The organism is Serratia sp. CY52157 (assembly GCF_052168495.1).
Lineage (GTDB): Bacteria > Pseudomonadota > Gammaproteobacteria > Enterobacterales > Enterobacteriaceae > Serratia > Serratia ureilytica.
The window spans coordinates 1,846,145-1,865,807 of the sequence record NZ_JBJNMO010000001.1; the positions used below are offsets into that span (position 1 = coordinate 1,846,145).

At 60.4% G+C, this 19,663-nt stretch carries 22 protein-coding genes; 4 read left to right on the forward strand and 18 right to left on the reverse strand.

Annotation, left to right across the window (positions count from 1 at the left end):
* Positions 1-28: 28 nt before the first annotated feature.
* Entirely contained in the window at positions 29-472 is a 444-nt protein-coding gene (locus ACJ8IP_RS08740) for a PTS sugar transporter subunit IIA (protein WP_033643869.1), read from the reverse strand.
* Positions 473-782: 310 nt separating this feature from the next.
* Here ACJ8IP_RS08740 and ACJ8IP_RS08745 point away from each other — a divergent pair, with 310 nt between their 5' ends.
* Positions 783-1,802: a LacI family DNA-binding transcriptional regulator gene (locus ACJ8IP_RS08745; RefSeq protein ID WP_033651947.1), complete on the forward strand. Its 1,020-nt coding sequence runs from the start codon at positions 783-785 to the stop codon at positions 1,800-1,802.
* A 54-nt stretch (positions 1,803-1,856) separates the two neighbouring features.
* On the opposite strand, the gene yfcD is transcribed toward ACJ8IP_RS08745, so the two are convergent.
* A complete protein-coding gene (yfcD, locus tag ACJ8IP_RS08750; RefSeq protein ID WP_004936086.1) occupies positions 1,857-2,402 on the reverse strand; it encodes an NUDIX hydrolase YfcD in 546 nt (181 codons plus the stop codon).
* Between the two features lie 100 nt (positions 2,403-2,502).
* Entirely contained in the window at positions 2,503-3,054 is a 552-nt protein-coding gene (gene yfcE, locus ACJ8IP_RS08755; RefSeq protein ID WP_033643871.1) for a phosphodiesterase, read from the reverse strand.
* Positions 3,055-3,287: 233 nt separating this feature from the next.
* Here yfcE and yfcG point away from each other — a divergent pair, with 233 nt between their 5' ends.
* From yfcG to ACJ8IP_RS08770, 3 genes are all read left to right on the forward strand, one after another.
* Positions 3,288-3,917 (forward strand): GSH-dependent disulfide bond oxidoreductase, encoded by a 630-nt coding sequence (gene yfcG, locus ACJ8IP_RS08760; protein ID WP_016926886.1) that lies wholly within the window; start codon positions 3,288-3,290, stop codon positions 3,915-3,917.
* A gap of 111 nt (positions 3,918-4,028) precedes the next feature.
* Complete coding sequence (folX, locus tag ACJ8IP_RS08765; RefSeq protein ID WP_025303682.1) at positions 4,029-4,400, forward strand: dihydroneopterin triphosphate 2'-epimerase; 372 nt, start codon at positions 4,029-4,031, stop codon at positions 4,398-4,400.
* A 16-nt stretch (positions 4,401-4,416) separates the two neighbouring features.
* On the forward strand, positions 4,417-5,331 hold the full coding sequence (locus ACJ8IP_RS08770; RefSeq protein ID WP_033643873.1) for a TIGR01777 family oxidoreductase: 915 nt from the start codon (positions 4,417-4,419) through the stop codon (positions 5,329-5,331).
* A gap of 7 nt (positions 5,332-5,338) precedes the next feature.
* On the opposite strand, the gene hisP is transcribed toward ACJ8IP_RS08770, so the two are convergent.
* The 15 genes from hisP to ACJ8IP_RS08845 all read right to left on the reverse strand — a co-directional run bounded on the left by hisP (position 5,339) and on the right by ACJ8IP_RS08845 (position 19,659).
* Complete coding sequence (hisP, locus tag ACJ8IP_RS08775; protein ID WP_004936098.1) at positions 5,339-6,112, reverse strand: histidine ABC transporter ATP-binding protein HisP; 774 nt, start codon at positions 6,110-6,112, stop codon at positions 5,339-5,341.
* A gap of 21 nt (positions 6,113-6,133) precedes the next feature.
* A complete protein-coding gene (locus tag ACJ8IP_RS08780) occupies positions 6,134-6,838 on the reverse strand; it encodes an ABC transporter permease (protein ID WP_033643875.1) in 705 nt (234 codons plus the stop codon).
* Positions 6,835-7,521 (reverse strand): histidine ABC transporter permease HisQ, encoded by a 687-nt coding sequence (locus tag ACJ8IP_RS08785; RefSeq protein ID WP_033635345.1) that lies wholly within the window; start codon positions 7,519-7,521, stop codon positions 6,835-6,837. The genes ACJ8IP_RS08780 and ACJ8IP_RS08785 overlap by 4 nt, the downstream gene beginning before the upstream one ends.
* 82 nt (positions 7,522-7,603) lie before the next feature.
* Complete coding sequence (hisJ, locus tag ACJ8IP_RS08790; RefSeq protein ID WP_033643876.1) at positions 7,604-8,386, reverse strand: histidine ABC transporter substrate-binding protein HisJ; 783 nt, start codon at positions 8,384-8,386, stop codon at positions 7,604-7,606.
* Between the two features lie 304 nt (positions 8,387-8,690).
* Positions 8,691-9,263: a UbiX family flavin prenyltransferase gene (locus ACJ8IP_RS08795; RefSeq protein WP_033643877.1), complete on the reverse strand. Its 573-nt coding sequence runs from the start codon at positions 9,261-9,263 to the stop codon at positions 8,691-8,693.
* A 139-nt stretch (positions 9,264-9,402) separates the two neighbouring features.
* Entirely contained in the window at positions 9,403-10,920 is a 1,518-nt protein-coding gene (gene purF, locus ACJ8IP_RS08800; protein ID WP_033632500.1) for an amidophosphoribosyltransferase, read from the reverse strand.
* A 21-nt stretch (positions 10,921-10,941) separates the two neighbouring features.
* A complete protein-coding gene (gene cvpA / locus ACJ8IP_RS08805) occupies positions 10,942-11,442 on the reverse strand; it encodes a colicin V production protein (RefSeq protein WP_004936119.1) in 501 nt (166 codons plus the stop codon).
* 234 nt (positions 11,443-11,676) lie between these two features.
* Positions 11,677-12,429, reverse strand: coding sequence for a cell division protein DedD (gene dedD / locus ACJ8IP_RS08810; RefSeq protein ID WP_033643878.1), 753 nt, complete (start codon positions 12,427-12,429; stop codon positions 11,677-11,679).
* Positions 12,430-13,695 (reverse strand): bifunctional tetrahydrofolate synthase/dihydrofolate synthase, encoded by a 1,266-nt coding sequence (gene folC / locus ACJ8IP_RS08815; protein ID WP_033643879.1) that lies wholly within the window; start codon positions 13,693-13,695, stop codon positions 12,430-12,432.
* 191 nt (positions 13,696-13,886) lie between these two features.
* Entirely contained in the window at positions 13,887-14,795 is a 909-nt protein-coding gene (gene accD, locus ACJ8IP_RS08820; protein ID WP_033643880.1) for an acetyl-CoA carboxylase, carboxyltransferase subunit beta, read from the reverse strand.
* Positions 14,796-15,027: 232 nt separating this feature from the next.
* Positions 15,028-15,690 (reverse strand): DedA family protein, encoded by a 663-nt coding sequence (locus ACJ8IP_RS08825; protein ID WP_004936130.1) that lies wholly within the window; start codon positions 15,688-15,690, stop codon positions 15,028-15,030.
* A 78-nt stretch (positions 15,691-15,768) separates the two neighbouring features.
* Positions 15,769-16,590 (reverse strand): tRNA pseudouridine(38-40) synthase TruA, encoded by an 822-nt coding sequence (gene truA / locus ACJ8IP_RS08830; RefSeq protein ID WP_033651950.1) that lies wholly within the window; start codon positions 16,588-16,590, stop codon positions 15,769-15,771.
* A complete protein-coding gene (locus ACJ8IP_RS08835) occupies positions 16,590-17,600 on the reverse strand; it encodes an aspartate-semialdehyde dehydrogenase (protein WP_164107069.1) in 1,011 nt (336 codons plus the stop codon). The genes truA and ACJ8IP_RS08835 overlap by 1 nt, the downstream gene beginning before the upstream one ends.
* 110 nt (positions 17,601-17,710) lie before the next feature.
* Positions 17,711-18,832 (reverse strand): 4-phosphoerythronate dehydrogenase PdxB, encoded by a 1,122-nt coding sequence (gene pdxB, locus ACJ8IP_RS08840; RefSeq protein ID WP_442524371.1) that lies wholly within the window; start codon positions 18,830-18,832, stop codon positions 17,711-17,713.
* 53 nt (positions 18,833-18,885) lie between these two features.
* Positions 18,886-19,659, reverse strand: a complete 774-nt coding sequence (locus ACJ8IP_RS08845) for an AraC family transcriptional regulator (RefSeq protein ID WP_033643885.1) — start codon at positions 19,657-19,659, stop codon at positions 18,886-18,888.
* Between the last annotated feature and the right edge of the window lie 4 nt (positions 19,660-19,663).

Sequence of the window (19,663 nt, forward strand, 5' to 3'; positions counted from 1 at the left end):
CATTAATAATGTTCCTGGTGATTAAACGTTAATAGCGGGCGATAATATCCTCAATTTGCCGTTTATCTGTGGCGTGAAATAACGCCTCCATCGCCGTGTTATCGGAAAATAATTCCGCCAACTGCGAAATCATTTCAATGTGACTGTTGCCGTCGGGTGCGGAAAGCATCACCACCACCTGAACCGGATCGTTATCCGCAGAATGAAAATTCACGCCCTGGTGGATCTTCAACAGCGACAGCCCCAGCGCGTTGGCGCCCTGCTCCGGCCGCGCGTGCGGCATGGCGATGCCCGGCGCCAGGACGAAGTAGGGGCCAAGCTGCTCCTGCTGATGAAAGATGGCCGTCAGGTAATTCGGCGTAATCACGCCGCGTTGCAGCAGCGGTTGCGCGCTCAGCGTTACCGCCTGGCGCCAGTCCTCCACCCGTTCGCACAGCTGGATATGATCGGCGGTCAGCCATTCTTTCAGCACGTTACCCTCCCAAGCGTTGATGGTTTCGGCCGGTGATTAATTCACCGACGACGATAAAACTTTAATCAACCCCTCTCGGCTGCACAGTGATTGGCATCACAAAGATAGCGCTACCAAAGCGCTATCATGCAGAACTGTGATAGCGCTATCAAAACGCCATGCCGCGGCGCGGCGTTAACCACAATTTTTTCTCGCTCTTCCGGGTTACGGGGTAGAATGTGCCGCATACTGGGATCGTCGAAGCCGCGCCGTCGGCTTCCCACCATCACAATCTTTATGCGCCGCGCGCGCATTTCAGTCGGGATTAGGCATGTCGATCGGTAAAAAACGCCGCAGCACAGGCAGGGTGACGTTGGCTGACGTAGCGCAGCTGGCGGGCGTCGGCACCATGACGGTGTCGCGCGCGCTGCGCACGCCGGAACAGGTTTCGGACAAACTGCGCGAGAAGATAGACGCGGCGGTAAACGAGCTGGGCTATCTGCCCAACCTGGCCGCCAGCTCGCTGGCCTCGGCCTCGTCCTACACCATCGCCATGGTGGTGCCCAGCCTGTCCGAATCCGGCTGCGCCGAGATGTTCGCCGGCCTGCAGAAAGTGCTGCAGCCCGCCGGCTATCACATCATGCTGGCGGAGTCGCAGCACCACCTGGAACGCGAGGAGAAACTGCTGGAGACGCTGCTCTCTTACAACCTGGCGGCGGCGGTGCTGCTCAGCGTCGAGCATTCGCAAAATGCCCGCAACGCGTTGATCGCCGCCAACATTCCGGTGGTGGAGATCGGCGCCGTACGCGCCGATCCGATCGACATGAGCATCGGCATCGATTACGTGGCGGCCATGTATCAGCTGACGCAAACGGTGATCGCCAGCGGTTACCAGAATATCGGGCTGCTGTGCGCCAATCAGGAGCAGTGGATTTTCCAGCAGCACCTGCAGGGCTGGCACAAGGCGCTGCTGCGCAACCATATGTCGCCGCATCGGGTCATCAACGCCGCGCAGCCCGCCAGCTTCAGCACCGGCGCGCAGCAGCTGCCGGAATTCTTGCTGGCCTGGCCGGAGCTGGACGCGCTGGTGTGCGCGTCGGACGAACTGGCGGGCGGCGTACTGTATGAATGCCAGCGGCGGCGCATCAAGGTGCCGGATAATCTGGCGGTGGTGGGCTTCGGCAACAGCGAGTTCAGCCGGGTGTGCCAGCCGCCGCTGACCACCATGACCATTCCGCATCGCGATATCGGCATTCAGGCCGGCCAGGCGCTGCTGGCGCGGCTGAACGAGCATCCCTGGCAGCCGCCAGGCTCCCTGCCCGCCACGCTGTGCCGCCGCGACAGCTGCTGAATCCGTCCGTAAAAAAAAGCCGGTCGATGACCGGCTTTTCCATGCGCAGGCGGCTCAGTGATTGTCGAGCGGCTTGCCGTAATCCTGTTCATTGTTGCGCGTCAGCCACAGCGACAGCGCCTTCAGCGAATCCGGGGTAAACTCGTCGCAGCGGGCGGTGATCTCTTCCGGCGTCAGCCAGCACACCTCGGCCACTTCTTCTTCCTGCAGCGCGAACGGCCCGTGCGATACGCAGCTGAACAGCGCCCCCCACACCCGGCACTGCTCTTCCTCGAAGTAGAACAGACCGTGCTCGGCGAAAGGCACGCCGGCGATGCCCAGCTCCTCTTCCGCCTCGCGGCGCGCCGAATCCAGCACGTTTTCACCGCTTTGCACTACGCCGCCCGCCGTCGCGTCCAGCCAGCCCGGGTAGAAGTCCTTGATCTCGGTGCGACGCTGCACCAGAATTTTTCCCATCCCATCATGCACCACAATATAGGTAGCACGATGACGCAGCCGCTCCGCCCGCATCTGTTGACGACTGGATTGAGCAATCACCTCGTTTTGCTCGTCGACGATATCAACCCACTCGGTATCTGCAGCCTGACCCTGTTCCGCCATCCTCTAAAACCTTCTATTTTGGCGCGATGCAATCCCGCGCGCTGGTTAATCAATGAGTGTTTTTCAAAGATTTTTATTGTGTGTGTATAAATTAGTGCGTTTAGCGTGTTAACGCCACCTCCGCGACGACCTTGCCGTCGTCGAGCGTCAGCACGCGCAAAGTGCCGCTTTCCAACATGCCGTAGCTGGCGGGAAAGCCCCCTTTCGGGATGCTGACCGAGCCCGGATTGAAGCAATAGATCTCACCCTGCCGCTCCGCCTGCGGCAGATGCGTATGGCCATAGGCCAAGACGTCACCGCAGGATAACGGCGGCAGTGCCGAGGGATGATAAAGGTGACCGTGGGTCAAAAACAATCGTCTTTTTTGCAGTAAAACCTGTTGCCAGGGCGCCTCGATGGGAAACGTCAGCAGCATCTGATCGACCTCGCTGTCGCAATTGCCGCGAACGGCGATGATCTTGTCGCTATAGCGATTCAATCGTTCGGCAACCTGAGCGGGCTGATACCCGGCGGGCAGCGCGTTGCGCGGGCCGTGATTCAGCAAATCACCCAGAAGAATCAACCAGTCGGCGCCGTGTTGTGCGAACAATTCCAGCACGCGTTCGGTCGCCGGCAGCGAACCGTGGATATCCGAGGCGAACATCAGCTTCATAACCTTGTCCTATAGAGGGAAATAAGCGCCATTTTACCGCGCCGGCGCCGTGCGGCAAACCGCCGCCCGCCCCGGTGGAGAATTGTGATCCAACTGCGCAGATAGCATCGGACGAATCCCACATAGCCTGCTATCCTTAGCTGCTATTGTTGGATCTCTGATATACCTTTGTGCGCGGCGAAGACCGCAGCAACGTGTAATGAATTACAGATCACCTTACCGCAGGAGGCAACATGATTGACCTGTATTACGCGCCTACTCCCAATGGTCACAAGATCACCTTGTTTTTGGAAGAGGTCGGCTTACCCTACCGTATCCATCGCGTAAACATCAGCGCCGGCGAGCAGTTCAAACCGGACTTTCTGAGCATTTCTCCCAACAACAAAATCCCGGCGATCGTCGATCAGCAACCGGTGGACGGCGGCGCGCCGATCAGCCTGTTCGAATCCGGGGAAATCCTGCTGTATCTGGCGGAGAAGACCGGCAAGCTGCTGAGCAAGGGCCTGCGCGAACGCGCCGCTACCCTGCAGTGGCTGTTCTGGCAGGTGGCCGGATTCGGGCCGATGCTCGGGCAGAATCACCACTTTAACCACTACGCGCCGCAGCCGGTGCCTTACGCCATCGAGCGTTACCATCTGGAGACCAAGCGGCTGTACGGCGTGCTGGAAGCTGAACTGCAAAAACACCCGTACCTGGGCGGCGATAACTACAGCATCGCCGATATCGCCACCTACCCGTGGGTCGTGTCGCATCCGCGCCAGCGCATCGATCTGGCGGATTACCCGGCGGTGCGCAACTGGTTCGAGCGCATCAGCAATCGCCCGGCGACCGAGCGCGCCTACAAACTGGCCGAACAAGCCTAAGTGCCTCCCCCGACTCCCCGTCGGCCGGGGAGTCACATCGTCCCTGCGTTATCATTTCCCTACTTTCCGTGTATTCTGAACGCTAATAATCAGACCTATGGAGAATCTCTGATGTCTTTCAGTCAACCCGACGCCGTTATTCGCATTAAAAATCTGCGGCTGCGCACGTTCATCGGTATCAAGGAAGAGGAAATCAACAACCGACAGGACGTCCTGATCAACGTGGTGATCCACTACCCGGCGGACAAGGCGCGCAACAGCGAAGATATCGCCGATGCGCTCAACTACCGCACCATCACCAAAGCGATCATCCGCCATGTGGAAGATAACCGTTTCGCGTTGCTGGAAAAATTAACGCAGGATGTGCTCGATATCGTAAAAGAACACGCCTGGGTGACCTATGCTGAAGTGGAGATAGATAAACTTCTGGCCCTGCGCTACGCCGACTCGGTTTCCATGACCATGAGCTACCGCCGGGACTAATTCAGGGAGGTCGACCATGCGGATCCTGATCACCGGCGCAACGGGATTGATAGGCAGCAGCCTGACGGCAAGACTGCTGGCGCTTTCTCACCACATTACGGTGCTGACCCGAGACGAACGGCGAGCCCGAGCCCGGCTGGGCGACCGGCCGAGCTATTGGCGAACGCTGGACGACCGGCAATCGCTGGATGAATTCGACGCGGTGATCAACCTGGCCGGCGAACCTATCGCCGACAAGCGCTGGAGCGCGCAGCAGAAAGAGCGGCTGTGCCGCAGCCGCTGGGATCTGACCGAACGCTTGGCGAAGCTGATCAAGGCCGGCAGCACGCCCCCCGGCGTGCTGATTTCCGGTTCCGCCGTCGGCTACTACGGCGATCAGGGGCAGGCGGTGGTGACCGAAGAGGAGCCGCCGCACGACGAATTCACCCACCAGCTGTGTCAACGCTGGGAAGCGCTGGCGCTGCAGGCGCAAAGCGACGCCACCCGCGTCTGCCTGCTGCGCACCGGCGTGGTGCTGGCGCCACAGGGCGGCGCGCTGGCCAAAATGCTGCCGCCGTTCCGCTTCGGGCTCGGCGGCCCGATCGGCGACGGTCGCCAATACCTGCCGTGGATCCACCTCGAAGACATGGTCAACGGCATTATTTATCTGCTGGATCACGCCACCCTGAGCGGCCCGTTCAACATGGTCGCTCCCTACCCGGTGCACAACGAGCAATTCGCCGCCCAATTGGCCAACGTGCTCGATCGCCCGGCGTTTCTGCGGGTGCCGGCGTTCGTCATGCGGCTGTTGATGGGGGAAGCGGCGGTGCTGGTGCTCGGCGGCCAGCGGGCGGTGCCGAAGCGCCTGGAAGAGGCCGGTTTCCACTTCCGTTATCTGGAGCTGGAACAGGCATTGGATGACGTTGTCAATCAGCGGGCCGAAGCCCGCTGATCTGAGGTTACTTCAACGCGCCGGACAGGAACTGCTGCAGGCGCGGGCTTTTTGGATTGCCGAACAGCTCGGCCGGCGGGCCCTGCTCTTCGATCAACCCTTTGTGCAGGAAGATCACGTGGTTCGAAACGTGGCGCGCAAATTCCATTTCGTGCGTCACCACCACCATGGTTTTTCCCTCCTCCGCCAGCTTCTGCATGATGCGCAGCACCTCGCCCACCAACTCGGGATCCAGCGCCGACGTCGGTTCGTCAAACAGCAGCACTTCCGGCTCCATCGCCAATGCGCGTGCAATGGAGACGCGCTGCTGCTGGCCGCCCGACAGGTGCACCGGGTACTTGCCGCGCGCCCGCTCGTCGATGCCCACTTTATCCAGGTAGCGCACCGCGCGCTCGTGCGCGTCGGCCTTGCTCAGCCCCAACACCTGCACCGGCGCCTCCATCACGTTCTCCAGCACCGTCATATGGCTCCACAGGTTAAAATGCTGGAACACCATGGTCAGGCGGGTGCGCAGCAGCTGCAGCTGCTTCTTGTCGAATACCTTCAGCTGGCCGTCCTTGTCGCGCACCATGCGAATATCTTCGTTGTTCAGGCTGATCGAGCCTTCGCTCGGCTTCTCGAGGAAGTTGATGCAGCGCAGAAAGGTGCTTTTGCCGGAGCCGGAGGAGCCGATGATGCTGATCACATCCCCGGCGTTGGCCGCCAGCGAGACGCCCTTCAGCACCTCGTGATCGCCATAGCGTTTGTGCAGTTCCGTGACGGCTAATTTATTCTCAGACATGGTTTTTCTTCCCGTCATTTATCAGTGACTAACGTGTGCCATCCAGCGTTTTTCAGCTTTGCGGAACAGGCTGATTAACACGTAGGAGATGATCAGGTACAACACCGCCGCAATGCCGAAAGCGTAAAACGGCTGATAGGTCGCGGCATTGATGTCGCGCGCAATCTTCAGCAGGTCCGGCACGGTGGCGGTAAACGCCAGCGCGGTGGAGTGCAGCATCAGGATCACTTCGTTGCTGTAGGCCGGCAGCGCGGTGCGCAGCGCCGAAGGCAAAATGATGCAGCGATACATCTTGAAGCGCGAGAAACCGTAGGCGTTGGCGGCCTCGATTTCACCGTGCGGCACCGAGCGGATCGCCCCGGCGAAGATCTCGGTGGTATACGCGCAGGTGTTGAGCGTCAGCGCCAGGATAGTGCAGTTGAGCCCGCTGCGGAAAAACGCGTTGAGAAACTCGCTGCCGCGCACGATTTCCAGGCTGTACATGCCGGAGTAGAACACCAGCAACTGCACGTACAGCGGCGTGCCGCGAAACACGTAGGTGTAGAGCCACACCGGGAAACGCACCCAGCGCAGGGAAGAGACGCGCGCCACCGCCATCGGGATCGCCAGCAACCCGCCCATCACCACGGAGGCGATCAGCAGCCACAGCGTGACCGCCACGCCGGTGAAACGGTAGCCGTCGCTCCACAGCAGCGACTGCCAATACTGTTGCAAAATCTCGATCATAGCTCGGCCCTCTTGACGCCCAGTGAGTAACGCCGTTCAAGCCACAACAGCACGCCGTTGGAAACGGTAGTGAAAATCAGGTAAACCACGCCGGCTACGATGGCGAAGAAGAACGGCTGATAGGTGCCTTTCCCCGCCAACTGCGTGGCTTTCACCACGTCGTTCAGGCCAAGGATAGACACCAGCGCCGTCGCCTTCAGGATCACCTGCCAGTTGTTGCCGATGCCCGGCAAGGCGAAGCGCATCATCGCCGGGAACAAAATGCGCCGAAAGATCTGCGCGCCGCTGAAGCCGTAGGCCGTCGCCGCCTCAATCTGCCCTTTCGGCACCGCCAAGTAGGCGCCGCGGAAGGTTTCGGTAAAGTACGCGCCGTAAATAAAGCCGAGGGTAATGATGCCGGCGCCGAGCGGGTCAATATCGATCTGCGAGAAACCGAGCAGCGTGGTGATGTTGTTCAAGGCGATTTGCAGGCCATAAAAAATCAGCAGCATCAGCACCAGATCGGGCACGCCGCGGATCAGCGTGGTGTAAGCGCCGAACAGGCCGGAAATAAGGGGGTTGTGGGAGAGTTTGCCGCCGGCGCCGATCAACCCGATCACCACCGCCAACAATACGGAACTGAGGGCCAACTCCAGCGTCACCAGAGCCCCCTCGAAAATCAGTTGGGAATAGCCTTGCAGCATCTACTTCACCCTGTCGTCTAGGATCCGAACCATCGGAGCCGGCGCACCGGCCCCGCAGTCACAGCATGGAACGGTTAGCGGATTAGCCGCCGTAGACGTCGAAGTCGAAGTACTTTTTCGCGTATTTATCGTAGGTGCCGTCTTTGCGCATCTCGGCGAAGGCTTTGTCCAGCGCCGCTTTCAGCTCGGTATCGGTTTTGCGCAGCCCCATGCCGGTGCCGACGCCAAAGAATTTGTCATCCTTCACCGATTCGCCGGCGAACGCATAGTCTTTGCCCGGCGGCTGTTTCAGGAAGCCATCGCTGCCCGCCACTTCATCCTGGAAGGCGGCGTCGATACGCCCGGAGGCCAGATCGGCGTAGACCAGATCCTGGTTCTGATAAGGCACTACGGTGACGCCCTTCGGCTGCCACATGGCGTTGGCGTAGGCTTCCTGGGTCGTGCCCTGCAGCACGCCCACGCTCTTGCCTTTCAACGCATCCACGGTAGGCAACAGCTTAGACCCCTTCGGCGCGATCAGGCGGGCGTTGGCGGCATACAGCTTGTCGGTAAAGGCGATTTCCTGCTGGCGTTTTTCGGTGATGGACAGCGAAGAGATGATAGCGTCGATCTTTTTCGCCTTGAGGGATGGGATCAGCGCGTCAAAGTCGCTCTCCACGAAGGTGCATTGGGTATTTATGCGTTTGCACAGCTCTTTGGCCAAATCGATATCGAAGCCGACCAGCTCGCCTTTGGCGTTTTTGGATTCAAACGGCGCATAAGTCGGATCGGTGCCAATCTTCAATGTCGATGGGATAGCGGCGAATGCGCTGTTTGCGGCCGCCAAAGCCAAGACTAAAGGAAGAACCTTAACCAGCTTTTTCATAAATTACCCTCAAATTGATTTTTTTGATGCCACTACGGGCATTACTTTTCCCCACCAAATCAATTTGCAGTAATCGTGCCACATTAGGTGCTACGGGCGGAGGGAACGGCTCCGGCCTTCACAATACTGTTTCCTGGGACGATAACCGCAAAATTAAATCGGCCGCTCGGGGCCGCGCCACTGGCAGCCGCGACAGGACGGCGCCATGAAACAGTGAACGTGATGAAGTGGGATCATTATGGTGCATGCGCCGCCCTAATTCAGTGCGGTGTTGCACAAATGTACCAATTTGGGGATGAAAATGTTAATCAGCACCCTGCCAACGGGTGAACAGATCGGCCGGCAATTCGATATCAAACTGATCGATCACCCGATTGACGGTCTGATCGATGATGTCTTCCACGCTTTTCGGCTGGTGATAAAACGCCGGCACCGGGGGCATGATCACCGCGCCCATTTCCACCGCCTGCGTCATCAGCCGCAGGTGCCCAAGGTGCAACGGCGTTTCACGCACGCACAATACCAGGCGGCGGCGTTCTTTCAGCACCACGTCGGCGGCGCGGGTCAGCAGTCCGTCGCTGTAGCTGTTGACGATGCCGGACAGCGTTTTGACTGAACAAGGCAAAATCGCCATGCCCAGTGTTTTGAAGGAACCGGAAGAGATGGCGGCGGCGATATCGCGCGCATCGTGAACCACATCGGCCAGCGCCTGCACTTCACGCAGACTGTACGGCGTTTCCAGCGCCAGCGTCTGCCTTGCAGCGTTGCTCATCACCAGATGGGTTTCCACCTCTGCGACGTCGCGCAAGACCTGCAACAGGCGCACGCCGTAGATCGCGCCGCTGGCGCCGGAAATGCCGATGATGAGTCGTTTCATGAAGAATGGCCTCTGCCGTAAAAAGTAAAAAATAAGATCAGGCAGACTTTGCCGCAATGGCGAGGGATAAGCAAGTTCACAGGAGCAAGGCGCACCGCCGCAGACGCGACGATGCCCCCTGATGGATCAACACAGGCGGTTAGCCTTCGTTATGCAGTTCCAGATTTTCCGCTTCGGTTTGTCCCCGCAGCGCCTTGGCGTCGTCGTTGCGCAGCGACTCCAGGTATTCCAGATAGCTTTGATCGACGTCTTTGGTCACGTAGATGCCGTTGAATACCGAGCATTCGAACTGGGTGATGTCCGGGTTTTCTTCACGCACCGCTTCGATCAGATCGTCGAGGTCCTGGAAGATCAGCCCATCGGCGCCGATGATTTGGCGGATTTCATCCACTTCGCGCCCGTGGGCGATCAGTTCGTTGGCGCTCGGCATGTCGATGCCGTAGACGTTAGGGAAACGCACTTCCGGCGCGGCGGAAGCCAGGTACACGCGCTTGGCGCCCGCTTCGCGCGCCATCTCGACGATCTGCTCTGAGGTCGTGCCGCGCACGATGGAATCATCCACCAGCAGCACGTTCTTGTCGCGGAACTCGGCGCGGTTGGCGTTCAGCTTGCGGCGCACCGACTGACGACGCGCCTGCTGGCCCGGCATGATGAAGGTGCGGCCGACGTAGCGGTTCTTCACAAAGCCCTGGCGGTAGGGTTTGTCGAGAATGCGCGCGATCTCCAGCGCGATGTCGCAGGAGGTTTCCGGAATCGGGATCACCACGTCGATGTCCAGATCTTCCCATTCGCGGGCAATCTTCTCGCCCAGCTTCTGGCCCATGCGCACGCGGGCGCTGTAGACCGAGATCTTGTCCATAAAGGAGTCCGGGCGCGCGAAATAGACGTATTCGAACAGGCACGGATTGGTTTTCGGATTCTCTGCGCACTGGCGGGTGAACAACTGGCCTTTGGTGGTGATATACACCGCTTCGCCCGGCGCCACGTCGCGCAGGAATTCAAAGCCCAGGGTATCCAGCGCCACGCTCTCGGAAGCCACCATATACTCGCTGCGGCCATCTTCCAGCGTGCGTTTGCCGATCACCAGCGGACGAATGCCGTACGGGTCGCGGAACGCCAGCAGGCCGTGGCCGATAATCATCGCCACGCAGGCGTAAGCACCGCGCAGTTGCTGATGCATGGCGGCGACCGCGGTAAAGATGTTGTCGGCCTCCAGCGGATAATGCGGGAAGCGATCCAGCTCGCTGGCCAGCACGTTCAGCAGGATTTCCGAGTCGGAGGTGGTGTTGACATGGCGGCGGCCGCTTTCGAACAGCTTTTGGCGCAGCTCATGGGCGTTGGTCAGGTTGCCATTGTGGGCCAGCGTAATGCCGAACGGCGAGTTGACGTAGAAAGGCTGGGCCTCAGAGGCGCTCGAGCTGCCGGCCGTCGGGTAACGCACATGGCCAATGCCCATGTTGCCCTGCAAGCGTTGCATATGGCGCGCCTCAAATACATCCTTCACCAGGCCGTTGGCTTTGCGCAAACGGAACCCGTTGTGGGCGTCAATGGTGACGATGCCTGCGGCATCCTGGCCACGGTGCTGAAGCACCGTCAGCGCATCATAAATCGACTGGTTTACCGGCATAAAACCGGCGATACCGACAATACCGCACATGTTGTCTTTTCCTCATCAGCGCTACCGCCCCGGCAATTGGGTCGGCAAGAAACTCGACGTGCTCTGCAGGTAGTCAAAGAACCACCTGATGACGTAACTGAACTGGGGAATCAGCTGCGACTGTTTCCAGTCGGCACTTTGTGAAAAGCCGGTAAAGGTATCCAGGAAGAACAGGATCGCCGCAACGATCAACACGCCGCGCAATGCGCCGAAGCAGATGCCCAGCACCCTGTCGGTGCCCGACAGCCCGGTTTTCTCTACCAGTGAGCTAATCACATAGTTAACAATAGCCCCTACGATCAGGGTCGCGATGAACAAAATCGCGATCGCGATGCCGTTTCGCACCAGTTCATCTTCAAAACGAGTGAAATAGACCGCAAGGTAAGAGTAGAAATGGCTGGCAACAAAAAACGCACATCCCCATGTCACAAGTGACAATGCTTCGCGAACAAACCCTCGGATCAGACTCACCAGAGCCGAAAATCCAATCACCGCTATAATGACGTAATCAATCCAGACCATGAACTATTCCAATGATGAATCGCCCCTGCATCCAATTCGCGGCGAATTCTAACAGAAAAAGAAAACGTTTGCGTAGGGGATTTCCTACCACGTTACAAATAAAAAGCGGCGATTAAAAAATTCCCAATCGCCGCGCCTACATAGGTGATTTCGCCTGTAAAAGGCGCGGTTTCTCTAGCGATCTCTCCACCACTCCTTAATTCAGGGGCGCATCCTGCTGCGCCCCTGCGGGGTTTAACGACCGTACGGCTTCACCTGTCCGCTCAGCCCGCTGATCGAGTTCAGCGACGGCAATGCCGCCTGCAGCTTCTGCTTGGAAGCATCCGGGCCGACGTAGATGCGGGTGATCTGCCCTTGCACCGGCGTTGACGGCACGGTGAAGGCGCGATAGCCCGAAAGACGCAGCGAAGCGACAATCTCGTTCGCCTTGGCGGCATTCTTCAACGCCCCGAGCTGCACGACATAGGCTTGCCCGGCCGGCGCTTTTTCTTCCGCCGGTTTCGGCTGCGGTGCCGGCTCAGGCTTCGGCGTCGGTTCAGGTTTCGGCTCCGGCTTTGGCGTCGGTTTCACTTCCACCGGCTTCGGCTGCGGCGCCGGTTTCGGTTTCACCTCTACCGGTTTGGTTTCCACCGGTTTCGGCTTAGGCTGCTGCTGCACCGGCTGAGGACGCGTCTCGACCGGCGGCGGCGCCACCTGCGTCGGTTGCTGAGCATTCTGTCGCACCGCCTGTTGCGCCGCCGCTTCGTTGGCCGCCTGCTGCTCGACCAGCGCCCCCGCCCCTTCCGGCGGCTGCGCCGGCAACGGCTGCGTCACCGGCGGCAACACGTCGTTCTCTTCGACGTCGCCCGCCTTCGGCACCAAAGGAATGGCCGCGAATTCATCCTCGTAATGCTTCTTTTTGCCGTCCAGCAACCCTGGCAGGATGATCACCCCCAGCGCCACCAGAATCACGGTTCCGACCAGTCGGTTCTGAAATTTACTCGCCACTCACACTCCCCGCATCTCGTCTGACGCCGCCATCACCTGCGCAACGGTGTGGAACGATCCACAGACGATCACAATATCCTGTTTATCAGCATCCTGCATAGCCTGCCGCCAGGCAGTTTCGACATCATTAAAGCGTCGCGGTTCCGCCAGATGTTGCGCCAGCAGTTCGACGCTGGCGCCGCGCGGGCCGTCGAGCGGTGCGCAGTACCATTCATCTACCTGCTCGCTCAGGCAGGCCAGCGTACCGGCGATGTCCTTGTCCGACAGCATGCCCACCACCGCGCGCACCTTGCCGCCGTCGCGCGGCAGCTTGGCCAGACGCCCGGCGAGATAGCCGGCGGCGTGCGGGTTGTGCGCCACATCGAGGATCAGCATCGGCTCCCGCCGCACGATCTGGAAACGCCCCGGCAGCGTCGCCTGCTGCAGCCCGGTGAAGATCGCGCGCTCGTCGATTTCCAGCGGGGAACAGTTCAGCGCCGCCAGCGCGGTAGCGGCGTTGGCCAGCGGCACGTTCGGCGTCGGCAGATCGGTCAGCAGCGTGTCGCCGCCCTGCCACTGCCAGCGATCGCCCTGCTCGCTGAAGCTCCAGGCTTCACCACGGCGATACAGCGGCGCGCCCAGCGTTTCGGCGACCTGGCGAATGCTGTCCGGCATGTCGGGTTCGCCCACTACCGCCGGCTTGCCGCTGCGGAAAATGCCGGCCTTTTCACGGCCGATGCTTTCGCGATCGTTGCCCAGCCAGTCGGTGTGATCGAGCGCGATGCTGGTGATCACCGCCACGCTCGGATCGACGATGTTGGTGGCGTCGAGACGCCCGCCCAGGCCGACTTCCAGGATCACCACGTCCAGCCGCGCCTGTTTGAACAGCTGCAGCGCCGACAGGGTGCCGAATTCGAAATAGGTCAGCGACGTTTCGCCGCGGCCGGCTTCAATGGCGGCAAACGAGCGGCTGTGCTCCGCTTCGCTCAACTCTTCCCCCTGAATACGCACGCGTTCAGTGTAGCGCACCAGATGCGGTGAACTGTAAACGCCGACGCGCAGGCCGGCGGCCAGCAGAATAGCTTCAAGGGTGCGACAGGTCGTGCCTTTGCCGTTAGTGCCGGCAACGGTGAACACCGTGGGAGCGGGGGTCAGTAAGTCCAGATGCGCCGCGACGCGCTGTACGCGCTCGAGGCCGAGTTCGATCGCCTGGCTGTGCAGACGTTCCAGATAGTAAAGCCACGAGCTCAATGGCGACGTGGCTTGGGGAATTTGGTGGTTTTGCATGAGTCCCATCACTGAACTTGGGTTCATTAATCCATCAGGGCACCACCCTCACCGCGGTAAAGGCGATGCGCTTCGTCACTGCCGCCCACCTGCAAACCGCAACGTCATAGGCTGCGGCCGGCAGGGAACGGGCATCAGCCGTCACTTAGCCACAAAGTGGCGGCTGAACCCGGGCGGGATCCGTCTTTGCCTCAGGCGTCGGCCTGCTGCTCCGGCTCAATGACCGGCGCGGCCTCATCGAAATGCGGCTGCGGCTGGTTGGTCAGTTTGGACAGAATGCTCGCCAGCGTTTGGCGCATTTCCGGGCGGCGAACGATCATATCGATCGCGCCTTTTTCGATCAGGAACTCGCTGCGCTGGAAGCCCGGCGGCAGTTTCTCGCGCACGGTCTGTTCGATCACGCGCGGGCCGGCAAAGCCGATCAGCGCTTTCGGCTCGGCGATGTTGATGTCGCCCAGCATCGCCAGGCTGGCGGAGACGCCGCCCATGGTCGGGTCGGTCAGCACGGAGATGTACGGCAAGCCGCGCTCCTGCATTTTGGCCAACGCCGCGCTGGTTTTCGCCATCTGCATCAGCGACATCAGCGCTTCCTGCATGCGCGCGCCGCCGCTGGCGGAGAAGCACACCAGCGGACAGTTGTCCTCCAGCGCCTGCTCAACCGCACGCACGAAACGCGCGCCAACCACGGAAGACATCGAACCGCCGATGAAGGCGAATTCAAAGGACGCCGCGACGATCGGCATGCCGTACAGCGTGCCCTTCATCACCACCAGCGCATCTTTCTCGCCGGTCGCTTTCTGTGCGGCGACCAGACGATCTTTATAGCGCTTGGAATCCTTGAATTTCAGAACGTCTTTCGGCTCCAGATCGCTGCCCAGCTCCACTTCGCTGCCTTCATCCAGCAGGGTATGCAGACGCGCGCGCGCGCTCATACGCATATGGTGGTCGCACTTCGGACACACTTCCAGATTACGCTCCAGCTCGGCGCGGTAGAGAACCTGGCCGCAGCTGTCGCATTTGGTCCAGACCCCTTCAGGAATGCTCGCCTTACGGGTTTGTGTGATATTGCTCTTGTTAAGAATTCGTTCAATCCAGCTCATCGATGACCTTTCTGTTTGAACCTGGCACACGCCAGTCCGCTGTTCATGCTTTAACAATCCCCCCGAAAACACCCCCAATGAAAAAATGCCCGTTCGCCGCGCGGCAAGCGCGCGACCGAGGCATCGGCTTCAGGGTTGTTCGCAGGAACAGACCATAATGTCGCTCATTAAACCATATCGGCCCGACGCTGTGGACAAAAAACTGGTCGAACCGACAGGTTGAGCGATGTTTTTATTGTTTTTGCTGGCGGGCGGCGGCGCGCTTGTGGCGCCAAATTTCAATCACGCCCGGCAGAATCGAAACGATGATGATCCCGACGATCAGCAGTTTCAGGTTCTCCTGCACCACCGGCAGATCACCGAACAGGTAGCCAGCATAAGTGAAGAGCAGCACCCAAACCAGTGCGCCAATCACGTTGTAGGCGGCGAAGTGGCGATAGGACATATGCCCCATGCCGGCGACGAACGGCGCAAAAGTACGCACGATCGGCACGAATCGCGCCAGAATAATCGTTTTCCCGCCGTGCTTCTCATAAAACTGATGCGTTTTATCCAGGTAGCTGCGGCGGAAGATTTTCGAATTCGGGTTGCTGAACAGCTTCTCGCCGAACAACCGCCCGATAGTGTAGTTCACCGCATCGCCGATGATCGCCGCCACGGCCATCAACGCCACCATGGTGTGCACGTTCAGATCGTTGGTCGGCAAAGCCGCCAGCGCGCCGGCGACGAACAGCAAAGAATCCCCCGGCAGGAACGGCGTCACCACCAAACCGGTCTCGCAAAACAGGATCAGGAACAGAATAGCGTAGACCCACATGCCGTATTGTGCGACCAGTTCGGCCAGGTGCACATCAATATGCAGAATGAAATCAATAATAAACTTGATGATGTCCATAAATTCTCTCATTGATACCGGGCGTTTCAATCACCCGGCAGAAGCACAAGGGAGCGACGCTTTCAGGCGTGCCGGCGTTTAATCGTCGGGTAAAAACAGCGGCCCCATCGGCGGCCGCGGGATGCCAAAGTGGTCGGGATAGTCCACGGAAACCAGATACAGCCCCTCGGCTCGCGCCGTCGCCGCCGCCAGATTGCGATCCTTCAGCGCCAGCAACTCGGCCATCCAGTTCTCATCCTGATTGCCGCAGCCGATCTCCATCAGGCTGCCGACGATGTTGCGAACCATGTGATGCACGAAGGCATTCGCCTTGATATCTACCACAATATATTCGCCGTAGCGCGTAACCTTAACGTGTTTTACGCAGCGCCACGGGGTGCGCGACTGGCATTGCACCGCGCGAAACGAGGTAAAGTCGTTCTCGCCCAGCAATGCCTGCGCCGCCCGATGCATGCGGTCCGCGTCCAGCGGGTGATAAAAATGCGTCACCCCCTGTTGCAACACCGCCGGCCGGTAGCGATGGTTGAAAATAATATAGCGGTAACGGCGCGCGGTGGCGCTGAAACGCGCGTGAAAATCATCGGCGACGGGGCTCACCCAGCGCACCGCGATGTCCGGCGGCAAATGGGTGTTGACGCCCATCGTCCAGGCGGCGTCCTTGCGGCGCGCGGTGGTTTCGAAGTGCACCACCTGCCCGGTGGCGTGCACCCCGGCGTCGGTGCGCCCGGCGCACAGCACGTTGATCGGCGCATCCGCCACCTTGCTCAACGCCTGCTCCAGCCGTTCCTGCACGCTGGCCACTTCTTGCTGCCGCTGCCAGCCGTAGTAACGGCTGCCGTCATATTCGATGCCCAGCGCTACCTTCAGCGTCGGCTGAGCGGGCGAGACCACCTCAGACATCAGTACATCTGCTCCTGCACCAGACGCTCGGCGGTTTCGATCGCCATCAACGCGCCGCCGAAGCGGACGTTGTCCGCCACCGTCCAGAACTGCAACAGCTCGGGGATGCCGTAATCGTTGCGCAGACACCCGATGCTGAGCGCATCGCTGCCGGAAGCTTCGGTGACCTGAGTCGGGTAATCATCCTCTTCACTCAGTTGAACGTCTTCGACCTCTTCAAGCTCGCTGCGCGCCTCTTCGGCGGACAGCGGACGCAGCGCTTCCAGATGCACGACCTGGGCGTGGCCATAAAACACCGGCGACTGGATGCAGCTCACCGAAATCGGCAACCCTTCGTCCTGCAGCACCTTGCGTACCTGATCGACGATCAGGCGCTCTTCGCGCACGCTGCCCTGCTCGTCGGCGACAAGCGGCAGCATATTAAACGCCAGCTGTTTAGTGAAAACGCCTTCTTCGGCCGGGATGCCGTTCAACAGGCGCGCGCTCTGGCCGGCCAGATCGTCCACCGCCGCCTTGCCGCGCGAGGATACCGACATCAGCGTCGTGACGTGCAGGCGCGACATCCCCGCCTGTTCGGTCAGCGGTTTGATCGCCGTCAGCAGTTGGCTGACCATGCTGTCGGCCACCGCGACGATGTTGCGGTTGCGGTAATCCGCCAGCACCTGCGGGTTCACGCCCGGCACCACCAGCGGCACATCCGGTTCCATGGCGAACAGGCCGCTGGTGTCGATCACCAGACAGCCCATGTTGCCGGCCTCTTCGGCATAGCGCGCTGAAGCGTCGCTGCCGGCGACGAAGAAGGCCAGTTGCGCCTGCGACCAATCGAACTCTTCGGCGTTTTGCACCAGAAGAGACTTGCCGTTGAAGCGCACATTGGCGCCCGCGCTGCGTTCGCTTGCCAGAGGATAGAGCTCACCCACCGGGAACTGGCGTTCCTGCAACAATTCCAGCAACGCTTCACCTACCGCGCCAGTGGCGCCGAGCAGCGCGATATTCCAGCCGTCAGACATTGGGTTTTCTCCAGAGTATTTCATTCATAAAAGCAGACGGGCAGTGCAGCCACCGCCCGATAATCTTTGCCGCTCACTGTAGCGGCGTTGGCTTAAGACAACCTTACGCGCTACGCGATGCTGAAGCCCAACTTGCCGAGCAGCTCGGCGCTGGCGCTGTCATCGCATTGCACGGCCAGCGAAGACCACTCGCGGCGTTCCTGGTAGTGCTTGCGCAGGCGATCGAACTCGCCCGGTTGCCCGGCGACTTTGCGCAGCGGCGCATCATCGCGGCGCACATCATACACCAAGTGCATCAATCGTTTTAACCGCGCTTCATCCAGCGGGCCGTTGAGACGGATCTGGCTGAACTCCGGCACCGGCAGCAGCGAGGCCAGCGCCACCTGTTGCGGCTGCCCCAGATGGCGGCTGAACGCTTCGAACACCTGGGTGGTGCCGCGCGCCTTGCCTTCCAGCGTATACCCGGCGATGTGCGCGGTGCCGATATCCACCCGCGCCAACAGCGGCAAGGCGAGATCCGGCTCCGGTTCCCACACGTCCAGCACCGTGCTCAGCTTTTTGCCTTTTTCCAGCGCCTGCAGCAACGCGGCGTTATCCACCACCGGCCCACGGCAGGCGTTGATCAGAATGCGGTTGTCCTGCAACGCCGCCAGCAGCTCGGCGTCCGCCAGGTGCAATGAATGATACGGGCCGGATTTATTCAGCGGCGTATGGAAGGTCAGCACGTCGGCCTCGGCCACCAATTTCTCCAGTGGCCAGAATTCCCCGGCGTCGCCGCGATCGGCGCGCGGCGGATCGCACAGCAGCGTGCGCACGCCCAGCGCTTTGAGGCGCACGTCCAGACGCGAACCGACGTTGCCCACGCCGACGATGCCGACGGTTTTATCCCGCAGTTGGAAGCCGTCGCGCTCGGCCAGCAGCATCAATGCGGAGAACACATACTCGACCACCGCGATGGCGTTGCAGCCCGGCGCGGCGGAAAACCCGATGCCCTGCCGTTGCAGCCAGGCGTCATCGACGTGATCGGTGCCGGCGGTAGCGGTGCCGACAAAGCCGATGCGGCTGCCGGCCAACAAGGCTTCATTGACCTTGGTGACCGAACGCACCATCAGCGCGTCGGCATCCGCCAGCGCCTCAAGCGGGATCGGACGCCCCGGCACCGCCCGCACGTCGCCCAGGCGGCTGAACAGCTCGGCCGCATACGGCATATTTTCATCAACCAGAATTTTCACTGCGTTCTCCGACGGTTTACGGCTATTTGTCTGCGAAATAGTGTGCCACTGAATCAGGCACGGCGAAAGCGCTCAGGGGTGGTGCCGGCGATCTGCTGGAACATGACGATGAAGGCCGACGCGGAGCTGTAGCCGACTTCCAGCGCCACGTCCTGCACGGTTTTGCCCTGTTCGAGCAGCGACACGGCGTGCAGGAACCGCAGGCGCTGGCGCCATTCGCTGAACGGCATGCCCAAATCCTGCTGGCAGCGGCGAGACAGCGTGCGCTCGGTGGTGTATACCCGCTTCGCCCACGTCGCCAGCGAAGTGTTGTCCGCCGGGCAATGTTCCAGCGCTTCCAGCACCGGCGCCAAAAACTTGTCGTCCGACGACGGCAGATAGGTTTGCTGGCGCGGCGACAGATGCAGCTGGTCGATCAGCACCTGGCAGAGGCGCAAATCCGCCTCCGCCTGCGGAATGTACTGTTTGCGCGCATAGAAATCCTCGGCGATGGCGCGAAAGATCGGCGTCACATTGACCAGGCAAGGATCGGCCGGCATGCCGGCGCACAGCGCCGGCGCGATGTCCACCATGCGGCACTGCGCCAGCCGCTGGTTGTAACAGGAGTGTTCGATGCCCGCCGGCGTCCACAGCACGTACTCCGGCGGCGCCAGAAAGCGCTGCCCGCCGATGCGCAGCACCATCACCCCGGCTTTGACCCACATCAATTGGCCCCAGGTATGGCTGTGCGGCTGGAATTCGGTGCGGACGTTGAACTCCTCGCAACGAAACTGCACCGGGTTTGGCGCCGGGATCAGCGACTCGGGGAAATGGCGGATTTCTGGCATGGTT